This window comes from Streptomyces sp. Inha503, assembly GCF_047215865.1.
Taxonomy (GTDB): domain Bacteria; phylum Actinomycetota; class Actinomycetes; order Streptomycetales; family Streptomycetaceae; genus Streptomyces; species Streptomyces lycopersici.
Genome location: NZ_CP178360.1, coordinates 1,438,407 through 1,453,583, shown reverse-complemented (window position 1 = coordinate 1,453,583; position 15,177 = coordinate 1,438,407). Strand labels below are relative to the sequence as shown.

Annotated in this window: 14 protein-coding genes; 5 read left to right on the top strand and 9 right to left on the bottom strand. The window is 72.2% G+C overall.

The features are described 5' to 3' along the window. Positions 1–187: 187 nt before the first annotated feature. Positions 188–1,438, top strand: a complete 1,251-nt coding sequence (locus ACJX2R_RS06065) for a sensor histidine kinase (RefSeq protein ID WP_413099137.1) — start codon at positions 188–190, stop codon at positions 1,436–1,438. Between the two features lies 1 nt (position 1,439). Beyond that, a complete protein-coding gene (locus tag ACJX2R_RS06060) occupies positions 1,440–2,156 on the top strand; it encodes a response regulator transcription factor (RefSeq protein WP_413099136.1) in 717 nt (238 codons plus the stop codon). A gap of 32 nt (positions 2,157–2,188) precedes the next feature. On the opposite strand, the gene ACJX2R_RS06055 is transcribed toward ACJX2R_RS06060, so the two are convergent. Beyond that, positions 2,189–3,145, bottom strand: coding sequence for a LysR family transcriptional regulator (locus ACJX2R_RS06055; protein ID WP_413099135.1), 957 nt, complete (start codon positions 3,143–3,145; stop codon positions 2,189–2,191). Between the two features lie 202 nt (positions 3,146–3,347). Between ACJX2R_RS06055 and ACJX2R_RS06050 the strand changes: the two genes are divergently transcribed. Beyond that, a complete protein-coding gene (locus ACJX2R_RS06050; protein ID WP_262701109.1) occupies positions 3,348–4,043 on the top strand; it encodes a type 1 glutamine amidotransferase domain-containing protein in 696 nt (231 codons plus the stop codon). A gap of 22 nt (positions 4,044–4,065) precedes the next feature. Here the strand turns inward: ACJX2R_RS06050 and ACJX2R_RS06045 are convergent, their stop codons facing one another. Next, complete coding sequence (locus ACJX2R_RS06045; RefSeq protein WP_413099134.1) at positions 4,066–5,091, bottom strand: LacI family DNA-binding transcriptional regulator; 1,026 nt, start codon at positions 5,089–5,091, stop codon at positions 4,066–4,068. 262 nt (positions 5,092–5,353) lie between these two features. Between ACJX2R_RS06045 and ACJX2R_RS06040 the strand changes: the two genes are divergently transcribed. After that, complete coding sequence (locus tag ACJX2R_RS06040; RefSeq protein ID WP_413099133.1) at positions 5,354–6,136, top strand: TIM barrel protein; 783 nt, start codon at positions 5,354–5,356, stop codon at positions 6,134–6,136. Positions 6,137–6,237: 101 nt separating this feature from the next. Beyond that, complete coding sequence (locus ACJX2R_RS06035) at positions 6,238–7,260, top strand: Gfo/Idh/MocA family oxidoreductase (RefSeq protein ID WP_413099132.1); 1,023 nt, start codon at positions 6,238–6,240, stop codon at positions 7,258–7,260. 4 nt (positions 7,261–7,264) lie between these two features. On the opposite strand, the gene ACJX2R_RS06030 is transcribed toward ACJX2R_RS06035, so the two are convergent. Genes ACJX2R_RS06030 through ACJX2R_RS06000 form a run of 7 tightly spaced genes read right to left on the bottom strand, consistent with a single transcriptional unit; the run spans position 7,265 to position 15,176 of the window. Beyond that, entirely contained in the window at positions 7,265–8,008 is a 744-nt protein-coding gene (locus tag ACJX2R_RS06030) for a class I SAM-dependent methyltransferase (RefSeq protein WP_413099131.1), read from the bottom strand. 16 nt (positions 8,009–8,024) lie between these two features. Beyond that, positions 8,025–9,278 carry an MFS transporter gene (locus ACJX2R_RS06025; RefSeq protein ID WP_413099130.1) on the bottom strand — a complete coding sequence of 418 codons (1,254 nt, stop codon included), beginning with the start codon at positions 9,276–9,278 and terminating at the stop codon, positions 8,025–8,027. Next, positions 9,275–9,766, bottom strand: a complete 492-nt coding sequence (locus ACJX2R_RS06020; RefSeq protein ID WP_413099129.1) for a pyridoxamine 5'-phosphate oxidase family protein — start codon at positions 9,764–9,766, stop codon at positions 9,275–9,277. Before ACJX2R_RS06020 ends, ACJX2R_RS06025 begins: the two co-directional genes overlap by 4 nt. Then, complete coding sequence (locus ACJX2R_RS06015; RefSeq protein WP_413099128.1) at positions 9,763–10,983, bottom strand: PLP-dependent aminotransferase family protein; 1,221 nt, start codon at positions 10,981–10,983, stop codon at positions 9,763–9,765. The genes ACJX2R_RS06020 and ACJX2R_RS06015 overlap by 4 nt, the downstream gene beginning before the upstream one ends. Continuing rightward, a complete protein-coding gene (locus tag ACJX2R_RS06010; protein ID WP_413099127.1) occupies positions 10,980–12,737 on the bottom strand; it encodes a non-ribosomal peptide synthetase in 1,758 nt (585 codons plus the stop codon). The genes ACJX2R_RS06015 and ACJX2R_RS06010 overlap by 4 nt, the downstream gene beginning before the upstream one ends. Continuing rightward, positions 12,721–14,115 carry a condensation domain-containing protein gene (locus tag ACJX2R_RS06005; protein ID WP_413099126.1) on the bottom strand — a complete coding sequence of 465 codons (1,395 nt, stop codon included), beginning with the start codon at positions 14,113–14,115 and terminating at the stop codon, positions 12,721–12,723. Before ACJX2R_RS06005 ends, ACJX2R_RS06010 begins: the two co-directional genes overlap by 17 nt. Next, entirely contained in the window at positions 14,112–15,176 is a 1,065-nt protein-coding gene (locus ACJX2R_RS06000; protein ID WP_413099125.1) for an LLM class flavin-dependent oxidoreductase, read from the bottom strand. The genes ACJX2R_RS06005 and ACJX2R_RS06000 overlap by 4 nt, the downstream gene beginning before the upstream one ends. Position 15,177 lies beyond the last annotated feature (1 nt).

Sequence of the window (15,177 nt, the reverse complement as noted above, 5' to 3'; positions counted from 1 at the left end):
GGGCAGCGGTCGGAAGGGGCGTGGCGCATCGGGCTCGAGCGCTCTCCGGTCGCCCCGGATGCCATCCTTCGCGGGGACGTGGCGTGGCGGATCCACCGGAATGCCGAAGCGGACCGTGCCACTTCCCGGGTTTCCTCGGCCGCAAGTCTGATGTGTCGACGGCGGCCGGACCGTAGCGTGACCTGCCATGATCTCCCAGTTCCGGTCCCGTTTCCGCTTCCGGCACCTCCGGCGGGGCCTGGTCGGCGGCGCTCTGGTCGTCCTCGTGGTCCTGGAGGGGCTGAACGCGCCGCATCCGCCGATGGCCGCGGCGACGATGGTCTCCGGGGTGCTGTGCCTGGCCGCGCTCGCCGTGCCGGAACGCCTCTTCGCGCGCTGCGCCACCGGCGCGGCGGCCCTCTCGTGCGTGCTGACCGTGACGGAAGCGCAGCTGTCCGAGCGTCCCCCGAACACCCCGGGCATGGTGGAGTTGGGTGCGCTGCTGCTGCTCAGCACCCGGGCCGTGCGGCGCTGCCCGCCACTGCGGGCGGCCGGGCCGGTCGCGGCGTCCTCCCTCGCCGCCGTGGTCCTTCCGCTGCGGATCGAGCAGTGGGACGACTACCTCAAGAACCTGATCGCCGTCATCGCGGTCTGTGTCGTGCCGTTCATGGTGGTGGTGGGGCTGTGTCTGCGTCTGTACGACACGCTGCGGGAGCGGGAGCGCGAGGCCATCCGGCAGGCCCAACGTCTGGAGCACGCACGGGAGTTGCACGACTTCGTGGCCCATCACGTGACGGCGATCGTCGCCCAGACCAAGGCCGCGCGCTTCACCGCCGCGGCCGGACACACCCAATCCCCGGAGGATCTGGACCGGATGCTCGCCCAGATCGAGCGGGCCGGATCCCAGGCGCTCGGCTCGATGCGCGCCATGGTCACCAGTCTGCGGGACCATGCCACCGCCTCCGCCACGACCCGGCCCGCGGGCGATCCGGCGGGCCCGCGCGGACTGGGCGGGCTGCGTGATCTGCGTGCCCTCACCGAGGAGTTCTCCGAGGTGGGGCCGGCCGCCGAGCTGATCCTCGCCCCGGAACTCGCCGATCGGCCACTTCCGCCCGGCATCGCCACCACGGTCCACCGCGTGGTGCAGGAGTCGCTGACCAACGTCCGCAAACACGCCACCGGGGTCGGCCGGGTGGAGGTGCGGATCGGTGCGCGGCCCGGCGATCCGGAGCGGCTGGAGGTGTCGGTCGTCGACGACGGGCAGGGTGGCGCCTCGCCCGCCGCCGGGCGGCCGGTCGAGGGGAGCGGCTACGGTCTGGTGGGGCTCGCCGAACGGGTCGAGGAGGTCAACGGGCACATCACATCAGGACCACGGGACGGCGGCGGCTGGCAGGTCCGGGCGGTCCTGCCGCTGGACAAGGCGGCCACTGAGGAGACGATCGCCTGCGATCATGCGTGACATGACGATCCAGGTACTCATCGCCGACGACCAGGAGATGGTCCGTGCCGCCTTCCACATGATTCTCGACTCCCAGCCGGACATGCGGGTCGTCGCCCAGGCGGCGAACGGCGTCGAGGCGGTCGAGCGGGCCCGCCGCCTGCGGCCCGACGTCTGCCTCCTGGACATCCGCATGCCCGAACTGGACGGTCTGGAGGCCACCCGGCTGCTCGCCGGGCCGGATGTGCCGGATCCCCTCAACGTCCTCATCGCCACCACCTTCGACCTCGACGAATACGTCTACCGGGCGCTGCGCAACGGCGCGTGCGGCTTTCTGCTCAAGGACGGCGCACCCGGGCTGCTCACCGAGGCGGTACGGGCCGCGGCGTCGGGCAATTCGCTGATCTCCCCGTCGGTGACCGTCCGCCTGCTCGCGCACATGGCACCCCACCGTGACCGGCCGGTCCCCGCCGAGGCCCGTCCGGCCCGCCGGGGGAGGGGCGGGCCCGAGGCGCTGATCGAGCCGCTGACCCAGCGTGAGGTCGAGGTGGTCCGGCGGGTCGCCCGTGGCCGTACCAACGAGGAGGTGGCCGCGGACCTCCATGTCACCCTGTCCACCGTCAAGACCCACCTCGGCAACGTCCAGCGCAAGCTGGCCGCCCGCAACCGCGTCGAGATCGCGGCGTGGGCCTGGGAGCACGGCATGGTGGACGAGTCCTCGCCGAACCGCGGAGGCTGACCGGCCCGGCGGGTGTCCCCGGCGAATGCGCGCTACCAGGTGCGTGCGGCGCGCTGAAGCCGCTCCCGGACCCGGGCGACGTCCGGGTTGGCGTCGGCACCCGGCCGCTGTACCAGGAAGAGCGTGTTGAGCGGCGGCTCTTCGGGCTCATGGAGCAGGACGAGCCCACCGGAGGTGAGTTCGTCCTGGCACAGATAACGGGGGAGCACGCTGTAACCGGCGCCCGCGGCGACGGCCGACACGGCCCCGCGCAGATCCGGCACGGTCACCGCGGCCTGGGCGGTGAGCCGCTTGCCGAAGACATTGCGCCAGTACCGGCGGGCGATGGGGAGATCCTCCGCGTAGGTGATCAGCGGTACGTCACGGACGGCGGCGCACGGCCCGTCGGCCGCCAGGCGCTCCCCGACGCGCCGGGCCCAGCCGGGCGAGGCGACCAGCACATAGTCCTCGTCCGCCAGCGGGAGCGAGGTCAGCGTGCGGCCACCGGGGCGTCTGGTGGCGATCACGAGGTCGTGGTGTCCCGCGCGCAGCGCCTCCAGCAGCGGATCGGTCAGCCCCATGGTGATGCGCAGCCGCACCCCCTCGGCGACCAGCGGGGCGAGTGCGGGCAGGGCGCGGGAGCACAGCAACTCCGCGGGCCCGGCCAGGTGGACGGGGGCGGTACGGCCGGTGAGTACGGTGTTCCGGCCGCCGAGGGAGGCGAGGGCGTCGAGCGGTCCGGCGATGTGTCCGGCCAGGTCATGGGCGAGGTGGGTGGGCTCCACACCGCGCGGGAGCCGGGTGAACAACGCGCGTCCGGTCTGCTGCTCCAGGGCGCGGATCTGGGCGGTGACGGTCGGCTGGGAGAGTCCGAGCAGCGGCGCCGCGGCGGTGAACGAGCCGGAGCGGTAGACGGTCAGAAAGGTGCGCAGCAGATTCAGGTCGGCATGTTGCGGGGGCGCCCCGCCGCCGATGAGGATGTCGCCGTCCTGGTGTGTCCCGTCCGCCATGCGGCCCAGCATAGAGAGGTGCCCGGCGCTTCCTGCCATCGGAAACCCGATGGCGTCGATCGACTGGTCTATTGGCATTCCGATGCCCGGTGGATCTACCTTCGAGCACGCCGCCAGGACGGCGGCGCAACGTCGGGGCGGCGACGCCCCAGGAGAACCCAGCGATCACACTGAGCGCGCGTGATCGCATCGAGGAGTGAGCATGGCGAAGATCCTGTTCGTGATGACCGGTGCCGACCAGTGGACACTGGCCGACGGTACGAAGCACCCCACCGGCTACTGGGCCGACGAGGCCGTGGTCCCCTATGAGGCGCTCAAGGCCGCGGGCCACGAGATCACCGTGGCCACCCCCGGCGGCGTCGTGCCGCCCGTGGACTCCGCCAGCCTCAGCCCCGAGGCCAACGGCGGCCCGGAGAACGCCGCCAAGGTCAGGAGCGTCACCGAGACCGCACCGGAGTTCCGCGCCCCCATCGCGCTGAGCGAAGTACGCCTGGACGACTACGACGCCGTCCATGTGCCCGGTGGCCACGGCCCCATGGAGGACCTCGCGGTCGACGCCGCCTCGGGCAGGATCCTCACCCTCGCGGTGCGCGGTGGCATGCCGGTGAGCGTGGTCTGCCACGGCCCGGCCGCGCTGCTGGCGGCGGTCACGGAGGACGGCACCCACGCGTACGCGGGCTACCGGATCACCGCCTTCACCAACGAGGAGGAGAAGATGGCCGGCAACGCCGACAAGGCCAAGTGGCTCTTGCAGGACCGGCTGACCGAGGCGGGCCTGACGGTGCGGGTCGGCGACCCCTTCGCACCGCATGTGGAAGTCGACCGCAACGTCATCACCGGCCAGAACCCGGCCTCCTCCGGCCCGCTCGCCGAGGAACTGCTCAAGAAGCTCGGCTGACCCTCGCCCCTCCCCGCGCCCCTCAGGCGGGCCCGGCCGTGGTGCCCCGGACGACGAGACGGGGGGCGACCACGGCCTCCCCGTCGGGGATCCGCTCTCCCTCCAGGCGGGCGATGGCCCGGCCGACGGCGAGTTCGGCGAGCCGGGGGATGTCCTGGCCGACGGTGGTGAGGTCGACATGGGCCAGGCGCGCCAAGTGGCTGTCGTCGAAGCCGACGACGGAGATCCCGTCGGGGACCGGGACCCGGGCGCGGAGGAGGGTGTCCAGAACCCCGGTGGCTGAGCGGTCGTTGAAGGCGAGGACGGCCGTGGGCCGGGGAGCGGCGTCGAGGAGGGCGCGGGCGCCCGCGGCGCCGTCCTCCTCGGTGAGACCGCCGGGCAGGACGCGGACGCGGTCGGCCAGGCCGTGGCGGCTCATGGCGGTGCGATAGCCACGGCGCCGGTCGGCGGCGCCGGGTGCCCTGCCGCCGTCGATATGGGCGATGTCGCGATGGCCGAGGGCCACCAGGTGGTCCACGGCCTGGCGGGCGCCCTCGTCATCCGCGGTCCGCACCACCTCCACCCCCGGGGCGGCCCCGCGCAGCCGCCGGGCCACGGAGACCACCGGGAGCTGTGCCGCGAGTTCGGCCAGCCGCGCGGCCGGGGCCTGCGGGCCCAGCAGGATCAGGGCCTCGCAGCGGTCGGCGAGCAGGGTGTCGGTGGCGCGCTGCTCACCGCGCCCGGCGGCCACGGCGCTCAGCGCGATCTGGTACCCGGCGGGCTCGGCCACCGCGTAGATGCCCTCCAGCAGATCGGAGTGGAAGGGGTGCTGAAGGCCGAACTGCACCCCGAGGAGATGGGAGCGGTGGCTGCGCAGCAGCCGGGCCCGGGCGTCCGGCCGGTAGCCGATCTCCCGTGCCGCCTGGAGGACCCGCTCACGGGTGGCGGCACCGGCGCCCTTGGCGTCCCGCATCACGATGGAGACCAGCGCCGTGGACACGCCTGCCCGCGCCGCCACGTCCGCGAGGGTCGGGCGCTTCCCATGGGGGACGGCCGGCGTCGGTGGCACCACTGGTCTCCCTGGTCGAGGTGTCGTCTTCGGTCGAGGTGTCGTCTTCGGTCCGGGTTTCGCTTCCGGGCGCGACGATCGTAGCCCAGGGCCCGGCCGACTCGCTCCCCGCTTCTGTAACGTTCTAGTGATTCGGCCGTCCGCCCTTGACAGGGGTGGTCGGCGGCTGGCGTACTGCTGCTCGTTCCTCTAGAACGTTCTAGTGACTGCAACGTTCTAGTCGTTTTTATTGCCGGGGCCGGAGAGAGGGCGAGCGATAGCGATGTACACATTGGCGGTCTGCGCCGAGATGGTCTTCCGGGATCTGCCGGTCCAGGAACGGGCGCGGCGCATCCACGACGCCGGTTTCCAGGTCGAGATCTGGGACTGGAGCCGACACGATCTGACCGCCCTCGAGCGGACCGGTGCGGTGTTCTCCTCCATGACCGGCTACCTCCGCGGCAGCCTGACGGACGAGGACGGGGCGGCCGAACTCCTGCGCACCGCCGAGGAGTCGGTCAAGGTGGCCCATCGGCTCGGCTGCCCCCGGCTGAATCTGCACGGCACCGGGCTGGACGGCGCCGGCCTGCCGGTGGCGCCGGTGGCGGGCGAGGCCACCGGCCCGATGTGGATCGCCGCCCACCGCACCCTCACCCGCCTCGCCGAGCTGGGTGAGCGCACCGGGGTCACCTTCACCCTGGAGAACCTGAACACCGCGGTCGATCACCCCGCTGTGCCGTTCGCGAAGGCCGCCGACACTCTGGCGCTGGTCGAGGCCGTGGACCGGCCGGGCCTGCGGATGAACCTGGACCTGTACCACGCGCAGATCGGCGAGGGGAACCTGATCGAGCTCGTTCGCCGGGCCCACGGCCGGGGCCTGATCGGCGAGATCCAGGTGGCCGACGTGCCCGGCCGCCGCGAGCCCGGAACGGGAGAGATCAACTACCCGGCCCTCGCCCGAACCCTCGCCGACCTCGGCTACGAGGGCACCGTCGCCATGGAGGCATGGGCCTCCGGCGACAGCGACCTCGCCCTGGAGCGTTTCCGCTCCGCCTTCACCGGCTGAAGCGCGCGCCCGCGAGTCCAGCCCTGACCGCTGAAGTGTGCCCGCGAGGCCGTCCAGCCCTCATCGCACACCGCCACCCACCGACCCCACGGAGCATCCGCATGACCACATCACGCCCCCTCCCCATAGGCCTCATCGGCGCCGGGCGCATGGGCTCCTTCCACGCCGAGACCCTTGCCCGGCGCCTCCCCGGTGTCCGTCTCGCCGCCGTCGCCGACCCGGCACCCGGCGCCGCGCGGGAGCTCGGCGACCGGCTGGGCGGCACCACGGCGTACACCGAGATAGCCGAGCTGCTCGCCGACCCCGGGGTCGAGGCGGTGGTCATCGCCACCCCGGCCCGTACCCACGCCGGGCTGGTCGAGGCCGCGGCCCGAGCGGGCAAGGCCGTCTACTGCGAGAAGCCCATGGCCGTCACCCTCGAGGAGGCGGATCGCGCCATCGCGGCCGCGGCCGACGCCGGCGTCCCCCTCCAGGTGGGCTTCAACCGCCGCTATGACACCGGCTTCCACACCGCCCACGAGAAGGTCCGCGCGGGCGCCATCGGCACCCCGCAGCTGCTCCGTTCCCTCACCCGCGACCCCAAGCTGGCCGACCCGGGCCGTATCCCGCCGTGGACGATCTTCCTGGAGACCCTCATCCACGACTTCGACACGCTGCGCTACCTCAACCCCGGCGCCGCGCCGGTCGAGGTCTTCGCGTTCGCCGACGCCCTGGTCCGCCCCGACTTCAAGGACCGCGGACTGCTCGACACCGCCGTGGTCACCATCCGCTTCGACAACGGCGCCCTCGCCACCGCCGAGGCGAACTTCCAGGCGGTGTACGGATACGACGTGCGCGGCGAGGTCTTCGGGTCGGCGGGGATGCTCACCATGGGCGACCTCCGCCGCAGCCATCTGACCGCCTACGGCCCGGACGGCGGCGCCGCCGAATGCGTCACCTACGACCAGGAACTCTTCCACGACGCCTACGTGGCCGAACTCGCCGACTTCGCCGAGTGTGTGCGCACCGGCCGCGCCCCCTCCGTCACCGGACAGGACGCCCGCGCCGCCCTGTCCGTCGCGCTCGCGGCCATCCAGTCGGTCACCACCAACCGACCCGTCCGGGTCGGCGACACCGTGGCGTAGGCCCTCACACCGCCTCGGCGGGCTTCCGGTAGACCACGACATACCCGCCCTCCGCGGTGAAGGGCGCCCGCGACCAGCCGTCCCAGCGCCCTTCCAGCCGGAGGCCCGCCAGCCGCGCCATCAGGTCCAGCTCGGTGGGCCATGCGTAGCGGAACACCATGGGGTACAGCTTCGTCCCGCCCTCGGTGATGGCGACGTACTGCCGGTTGACCGTCTGCGTCACCCGGTCGAACTTCGAGACCCGCAGGACCACCTGGTCGAGAGCCACATGAAGGGCGTCGCTGGCCTGCGGCTGGATCAGCCGGTGCGGATCGGGGACGAACAGCTGGAGGACGAAGGCGCCGCCGGGGGCCAGCCGCGCGGCCACGTTCTGGAAGCAGCGGATCTGGGTCTCCTGGTCGCGCAGCAGGAAGAAGGTGTGCTGGACGGCGTAGACGAGGTCGAAGGTCCCGTCGACGGCGGCCTCCGCGAAGTCGCCCTGGACGGCCCGCACCTGTGCGCTGCCCGGCTTGTCGGCCATCTGCTGGAGCATGACGGGGGAGGCGTCGATGCCGGTGACCCGCACCCCCCGCTCCGCCAGCGGCAGGGCGACCCGCCCGGTGCCCACCCCGAGCTCCAGCGCGTGGCCGGGCTTGGCCACGTCCACGAGGAACCCCACCGCCGCGTCCTCGTCCTTCGCGGCCGGCCAGCCGATGGCGTCGTGGTCGGTCATGTGGTCGCCGTAGGTCGACGATTCGTATCCCTGCACGTGCGCACTCCTCTGGCTATGCGACTCGGCGCGGGCCCAGCAGGCCCTTGGCGGCGAACGGAACGAGAACGAGGGTGAATGCCGCGGACAGCAGCAGTCCGCCGCGCGCACCGAGCGCGCTCACCAGCGGGCCGCTGAGCGGCAGGCCGATCGGGGCGGCCAGCGTCGAGCCGGTGGTCCACAGCGTGATCACCGGCTGCTGCTCATGGGGCGGGAGCTCCGACTGCACAAAGGTGTAGGCGATTGGTGTGAACGGAGCGTAGATGAATCCGCCCAGGGCGAAGGCGCACATCGCCACCGGCCCGGAGGGGGCCAGGGCGAGAAGCACCACCGAACCACCCCACAGCGCGATGACCGCCACCAGGACGGCCTGCTGGTGCAGTTTCCGCAGGAAACCGGTGAGCGCCCCGCCGAGCAGCGCCCCGGCGCCGAAGGCGGTCCAGATGATGCCCAGTGTGTTTCCGTCCCCGTGGAGATCCCCGTTGACCAGCACGGGAAGCGCCACTTCCACCGGCATATAGGACAGATTGAAGAAGAAGACCACGAAGAACAGACGGGCGGCCACGGGACGCAGCCGCAGGATCCGCCACCCGGACTCCGCCGACCGCTCCGCCCGGGGCGTTCTCGGCTGTGGCGGCACGACGAGCGCGACGGCCACGAACAGCAGGAGGAAGCTGAGTGCTTCGAGGAGGATGGCCACGTCCGCTCCGAACGCGACCGTGACCGCGCCACCGACGGCCGGCCCTACGACGTAGAGCGCCAGGCTGTTGGCGAACCCCAGCAGCCCGTTGACGGTGAAGAGCTCGTCCTTCCCGGCCATACCGGTGGCGACGAGGCGCCGGCTGCTGGACGCCGTCTGATGCAGGACGGACCCGAGGAGCAGCGCCACCACCAGGAACCGGATGTCGATCCGGTCGGCCATGGCGGCGAGGCCCACCACCGTGAAGAGGACGGTGCGCAGCGCGCTGTCGGTGATGACCACGGCCCGGGTGGGCAGTCGCAGCCGTCCCAGGCCGACGCTGAGGGCGAGAACGGTCGACAGCACATACGGTGCGGTCATCACCAGGCCGACCGCCACGGGGGCGGAGAGCTGCCCGTGGTGGCGTATGGCCAGCAGCGGCAGGGCGATCAGCAGGAGGCCATCGCCCACGCTGGAGATCACATAACCGGCGAGCAGCACGGCCAGGCGCGGGTTCCCCGTCAGCACCCGGCGGTAGGACCGGTGGCCGGCGGCCCCGTCCGCCGTCTCGTCCGTGGTGTCCGTGCTCATGGGCGGTCCATTCGCGCTTCGCGGGGCGGGCGGAAGGACAGGTCCGCGATCCACAGGGTGTCGGGCACCAGCAGGGCCCAGCGCGTGCCGCGGGCGGACGGGTCGCCGCGCAGGCTGAACCGGGCGTCCCACAGCTCCTCCCGCTCGCCCAGGTACCGGGTGAGCTTGCGGCGGCCCCGGTCCGTGTCGAAGTTCACCACCCGGCCGTGGCCACGGGCGATGACCTGGTGAACGGTGCCGGTCGCGAGGTCGCACGAGTCCACCACGAGTTCGAAGACCGGGGCGCGGTCCAGTCGCTCCTCCAGCCGGGCCCAGGGGCCCGTGAGCACCCAGAAGGCGTGGTCCTCCCACAGGAACCACACGGGCCGCACCCGTGGGCCCTCGGTGGCCAGCCGGGCCACCAGGGGCCGGGCCAGGAACGCGTCCACGTCGAACGGGGCCTTGTCCAGGCCCGGGAAGGTTCCGTCGTCGTCCCTGGTGAGCTTCATGAGCGGGGTCCCTTGTGCAGGGTCCGCCACGCCCGTTCCAGCCGGGCGACGCCTTCGACGATGTCCTCCGCACGGGTGCAGGAGAAGGACAGCCGGAGGGTGGACGGGTCAGGCCCGGTCGCGTAGAAATCGGTCCCCGGTACGAAGGAGACACCTTCCTCGACCGCGGCGGCCAGCAGTTCGGTGGCGTCGGCGCCCCCGGGAAGCCGCGCCCAGACGAAGAAGCCACCGTGGGGCACCTCGAACTCCAAGGCCCCGTCGAAGGAGCCGGCCAAGGCACTCACCAGTGCGTCGCGGCGCTTGCGATAGAGATGACGGGCGCGCTCCAGCCGGGTGGCGAGAAAGCCGGGCCTCTGGACGAGCTCATGCACCACCTGCTGCATCAGAAGCGAATTCCCCAGGTCGGCCGCCTGTTTGAACTTCATCAGCACATCGGTGAGGAACGGTGGGACGACCAGATGGCCCAGGCGCGCCGCGGGGAAGAGCACCTTGGAGAAGGTACCCATCCGTACGGCGCCGGCCACGGCGGAGGCGGTGGCGGCCGGCCGGGGCGCGACGGTGTCGTAGACGAGATCCCGGTATGGGTCGTCCTCGACGAGGACGCAGCCGTACCGCTGGGCGAGGGCGGCCAGACCGCGCCGGTGCGCGGTGTCCAGGGTGGCGCCCGTCGGATTGGCGAAGGTGGGCACCACGTAGATGATTTTGGCCCGTTCCTCCGCCGACAGCGCCGCTTCGAGTCGGCCGAGACCCTCGTCCGAACCCAGGGGAATGTCCACCACCCGGGCCTGGAAGAGCCGGAAGACCTGTAGCGCTCCCACATAGCTGGGCCGGTCCACGAAGACCACGTCCCCGGGATCGAGCAGCGCCTTGCACAGCAGGTCGAGGCCCTGTTGTGAGCCATGGGTGAGAAGCACCTGCCCCGCGTCGACCGGGCGGCCGAGCTCGGCGGACTCCCGGGCCGCGATCCACGACCGGAGCTCGGGCAGCCCGCTCGCGTCGCCGTACCGCAGCGGCAGGCCGCCATGGCTCAGCAGGCGGGTGGTGGCGTCGGTGAACTCCTGGTGGCAGTAGGTCTCCGGCGCCGGGCTGCCGGCCGCCAGAGCGATCACATCGTGGCCGTCGGTCAGCCGGAGCACGGCGCCGACGGCGGAGTCCGCGAGCTGGTTCGTACGGTTCGCCAGCGCCGGAAGCCTGCTGGGCGCGTCGGTGAAGGTCACCTGGGCTCCTCCCGGCCGTCGCTCGCGGCCGTACAGATCCGGCGCGGGGTCCGCTGACGGAAGATGAGGGTGTAGGGAACATCGATGCCGTGCCGTTCCAGGAGGGACTGCCGCACCCGGGCGACGCCCATGGAGTCCCCGCCCAGGCCGAAGAAGTCGTCGTGGGCGCCGATGTCCGCGCGGCCGAGAACTTCCCGGAAGACGTCGATGACCTGCTGCTCGGTCTCGTCCCGGGCCGTGGCCCGACGAGCACGGAACACGGTGTCCACCGTGGGTTCCGGGAGCCGGCCGCGGTCCACCTTCCCGCTGGACAGCAGCGGCAGGGAGGTGAGGCGCACCAGGACGCCGGGCACCATCTGAGGGGGCAACCGCCGGGCGACCGCGTCGATCACCTCATCGGGGGCCAGCCGGTCGTCGTCCGCGACCAGATACCCCACCAGCCGTGGCCGCTCCCCGTCATCGACACGGATCGCGGCCGCGGCCCCGGTGACCCCGGGCGAGGCGAGCAGCGCGGCCTCGACGGCCGCGAGGTCGACGCGGACACCGCCGACCTTCGGGTCGTCGTTCAGCCGGCGGACGAATTCCACCCGCCCCTTCTCATCGACGCGCACCAGATCACCGGTGCGGTACAGGCGCCGCCCGCCGCCGTGGAACGGATCGGGTACGAAGCGCCGTGCGGTCTGTTCCGGGTCGCCGAGGTAGCCGCGGGCCAGTCCGACACCGCCGAGGAACAGCTCCCCGACCTCCCCGTCGGGCGCCGGGGCCAGTGCGTCGTCGAGCACATGGACCCGGGTGCCGCGGATCGGACGGCCCACGGAGGGGAGACGCCCGGTGGACCCCTCGGAGGGATCGAGCCGGGCCGCGAGGCGGACGCTGGACGCCTCGGTGACACCGTAGGAGTTGACGACCTCGAAGGGCAGCCCGCGGGGCCAGACCCGCAGCTGCTCACCGCCCGTCACCAGCAGGCGCAGCGGGCAGTCCGCGGGCCAGGGGACGCCGAAGAGCCGTTCCGCGAGCCCGGTCACCACGATGCTCCAGGTCACCCCCTGGTCCAGCAGCCAGTCACGGAGCGCCCCCGGCTCGCGGACGGTGCCTTCCTCGGAGACGGCGATGGCGGCGCCCGCGGTCAGCGGGGTCCACAACTCCCATCGGGAGATGGCGAATCCGGGGGAGGCCAGCCAACCGCTGCGGTCCTCGGGGCGGATCGAGAAGGCGTCATGGGACCACAGCGCCTCGTTCACGATGCCCGCGTGCGTGAGGGCCACCGCCTTGGGGCTGCCGGTCGAGCCCGAGGTGAAGTAGACGCAGGCGACGGCGCCGTCCTCGCCCTCCGGAGCCGGGGGCAGACCGGCGAGTGGCTGCTCCACGGCGGGATCCGCGACCTCGCTGATGGCCGGTCCCGGACCCACTGTCAATCGCACCCCGGCGATCCGCAGCATCTCCGTGATCCGGGCCGGGGGCAGATCCGTCGCCAGTGGCACACAGACGCCACCGGCCTTCCACACGGCGAGCGCGGCGATCACGTGCTCGGCGGAGCGTGGCGCGCTGACCGCGATGGTCATGTCGTCGGCCGCCCCCCGTGCCACCAGGGCCTGGGCCAAGTCCTCGGCGCACTGGTCGAGTTGGCGGTAGCTGAGGACGGTGTCGCCCTCGATCAGCGCCGGCCGGTCCGGCCACCGTAGTGCGGCGTCGCGCACCAGGTCGTGGGTGCGGGCCGGACGGCCGTGTCCGGGCGGGTCAGCGGCCGCTGTCATGCCACACCTCCCCGATCCGCGTCTGGGGGTCCTTGAGCATGCGTTCCAGGTTCTGGCAGTGGCGGTCGACGTAGCGCTGTGCGGTGCCCGGGGTGAAGACCGCGCGGTTGTACGTCATCTCGCCCTCCAGCCCGGTGGGGCCGGCGTAGAGGGTGGGCACCACGTTCTGGCCGTAGACATGCGCGTACCGATCGCCGTCCAGCTCGATGGGATAGCAGGTCTCCCTGGTGAACTCGAAGGGGCGGACCTCGGCGTCGCCGATACGCTCCGGCGGGCCCAGGTCGGCGTTGAGGACGCTGCCGCGCACCCACACGTGGTACAGCGCCCTCGCCGGCCAGGGCCGTCTGGCCGTGAAGTCCGGGTCGATCGCGTCGGCGATGCGCAGATACGGCAACTGGTTGTCGTAGGCGTCGAGGGCGGTGTCCCTGACGTGTTCCAGAAGCTCGCCGAAGGTGTGCTCGGGGCGGACCTCGATCGGCAGCAGCACCAGATCGGCGAAGTGCCCGACGGTATGCGGATCCGGTTTGAGCTCCAGACGGGTCAGCGTGGATCCGACCACGACGCGCCGCGCCCCGCAGAGGTCCGCGAGGGCGGCCGCATAGGCCGCGACATGGATCAGATAGGGGGTGACGCCCGCCCGGCCGCGGAGCCCGGCGAGGGCCTCCGCATCGGCCTCGGCCCGGAACGGCGTCGTCTCCCGCAGGAAGACCGGCGGTGGGGCCGCGGGGTAGTCGGTGCGGACGTCGAGCGGGGCGGGCGGGGGGCTGAGCACCCGGCGCCAGTGCTCCAGACGCCGGTCGGCGTCCGCGGGCGGCCGGGCGGCCCGCCGCACGAAGTCGCGGTACTGCTCCTGTCGTGCCGGAGCGGCGGTCCCCTCGTACGCCTCGGCCAGGTGGCGGACGACCAGCTGCACCGAGGGGGCGTCCAGCACCAGATGGGCGGCGGACAGGACCAGCACATGGTCCGTCGGGGAGCGGCGCACCAGCGTCGCCCGCCACAGCGGGCCCCGGACATAGTCGAAGACGCGGTGCTCCTCGGCGCCGGCCACCAGCTCGCAGTAGGCGTCCCGATCCTCCGGTGGCACGCCGGAGAGATCCACCAGGGCGAGGAGGGGCGGGGGCGAGTCCTCCGCGTCCTGGACGTGGGTGCGAGGTGCGGTGCCCAGGTCGCTGAGGCTGGTGCGCAGCGCCTCGTGCCTCCGGTGGACATCGGCCAGCGCCCGTTCGAGCCGCCCGGTGTCCAGGGGGCCGCGGATCGTGAACGCCAGGGCGACATTGGTCCTGGTCATCGCCGCGTCGTCCGGGTTCATGAAGCGCATGCTCTCCCAGATCCACTCCTGTTGCGGACTGAGCGGAACCGGATCGCCGGACGGGGTCATACGGCCTCCATGAGCTCGGGCAGCACTCGCTCCCCGAGCAGCCGCACCGCCCGCATGGCCTCGGTGTGCGAGACGGACCCGAACCGCAGTTGCAGGCTCAGTTCGGCGCCGGGGTAGAGCTTGCCGATGCGGCGGATGGTGGCGGCGGTCTCGGCCACCCCGCCCACGATGATGTTGTCGGCAGCCATCAGACCGGCCACCGTGGTCGTGCGGGCCGCCTGTTCCATGCGCTCATAGCCCTGGTACTGGTCCGATGTGATGCCGCGCCAACTCCCGTAAGCCTCTAGCTGTTTGGCCCGGTACGCGGCGTAGTGCTCCTCGGCTCGCGCCACCGCCTCGTCCTGGCTCTCCGCCACATAGCAGTGATAGCTGACGTGCAGTCGGAAGTCGGGGGAGTGGCCGTGCTCCATCCGGGTGGCGCGGTACAGATCGAGAAGCCCGGTGAGCTTCGCATGGCTGGCCACCACCGGGATGATCATGAGGTGGTACCCCTTGGACGCGGCCCAGGTGAAGGTCTCCGGAGAGGTGGTGGCGGCGATGAACACCGGTGGCCGGGGCCGCTGCGCGGGACGGGGCAGCATCGCGGGCAGCGGGCCGAAGCGGTGGAAGCGGCCCTCCCAGCGGAAGCCCTCGTCCGTCCACAGCCGCTCGACGGCCTCGACGTTCTCCTCCAGCAGAGCCCGGCTGTCGGCCATGTCCACGCCGAACGCCTCGAACTCCGAGGGCAGGAACGCCCGGCCGAACCCGGCGTCGAGGCGGCCGTGGGAGAGGTTGTCGAGGACCGACAGTGAGGCGGCCAGCTTGATGGGGTGGGTGAACGCGGGGGTGACCGCCCCGGTCACCAGCCGTACGCGGGTGGTCCGCCGGGCGATGGCCGACAGCAGCGCCACCGGGTCCGGGCTGTATCCGCCCCACTCGTGGAAGTGGTGCTCGACCAGCTTCACATGGCTGAAGGAGAGCCGGTCGGCCAGCTCGCTGAGCTCGATGATCTCGTCGTAGAACCGCTCGGCCGGCATCTCGCCGGGGCCCACGGTGGGCAGGAAGTTGAGCCCGACCTTCATG

Excerpts from the sequence above, each read along its gene's own strand:
- ACJX2R_RS06065 (WP_413099137.1), top strand. The coding sequence starts at position 188 with ATGATCTCCCAGTTCCGGTCCCGTTTCCGCTTCCGGCACCTCCGGCGG.
- ACJX2R_RS06060 (WP_413099136.1), top strand. The coding sequence starts at position 1,440 with ATGACGATCCAGGTACTCATCGCCGACGACCAGGAGATGGTCCGTGCC.
- ACJX2R_RS06055 (WP_413099135.1), bottom strand. The coding sequence starts at position 3,145 with ATGGCGGACGGGACACACCAGGACGGCGACATCCTCATCGGCGGCGGG.
- ACJX2R_RS06050 (WP_262701109.1), top strand. The coding sequence starts at position 3,348 with ATGGCGAAGATCCTGTTCGTGATGACCGGTGCCGACCAGTGGACACTG.
- ACJX2R_RS06040 (WP_413099133.1), top strand. The coding sequence starts at position 5,354 with ATGTACACATTGGCGGTCTGCGCCGAGATGGTCTTCCGGGATCTGCCG.
- ACJX2R_RS06035 (WP_413099132.1), top strand. The coding sequence starts at position 6,238 with ATGACCACATCACGCCCCCTCCCCATAGGCCTCATCGGCGCCGGGCGC.
- ACJX2R_RS06025 (WP_413099130.1), bottom strand. The coding sequence starts at position 9,278 with ATGAGCACGGACACCACGGACGAGACGGCGGACGGGGCCGCCGGCCAC.
- ACJX2R_RS06020 (WP_413099129.1), bottom strand. The coding sequence starts at position 9,766 with ATGAAGCTCACCAGGGACGACGACGGAACCTTCCCGGGCCTGGACAAG.
- ACJX2R_RS06010 (WP_413099127.1), bottom strand. The coding sequence starts at position 12,737 with ATGACAGCGGCCGCTGACCCGCCCGGACACGGCCGTCCGGCCCGCACC.
- ACJX2R_RS06005 (WP_413099126.1), bottom strand. The coding sequence starts at position 14,115 with ATGACCCCGTCCGGCGATCCGGTTCCGCTCAGTCCGCAACAGGAGTGG.
- ACJX2R_RS06000 (WP_413099125.1), bottom strand. The coding sequence starts at position 15,176 with ATGAAGGTCGGGCTCAACTTCCTGCCCACCGTGGGCCCCGGCGAGATG.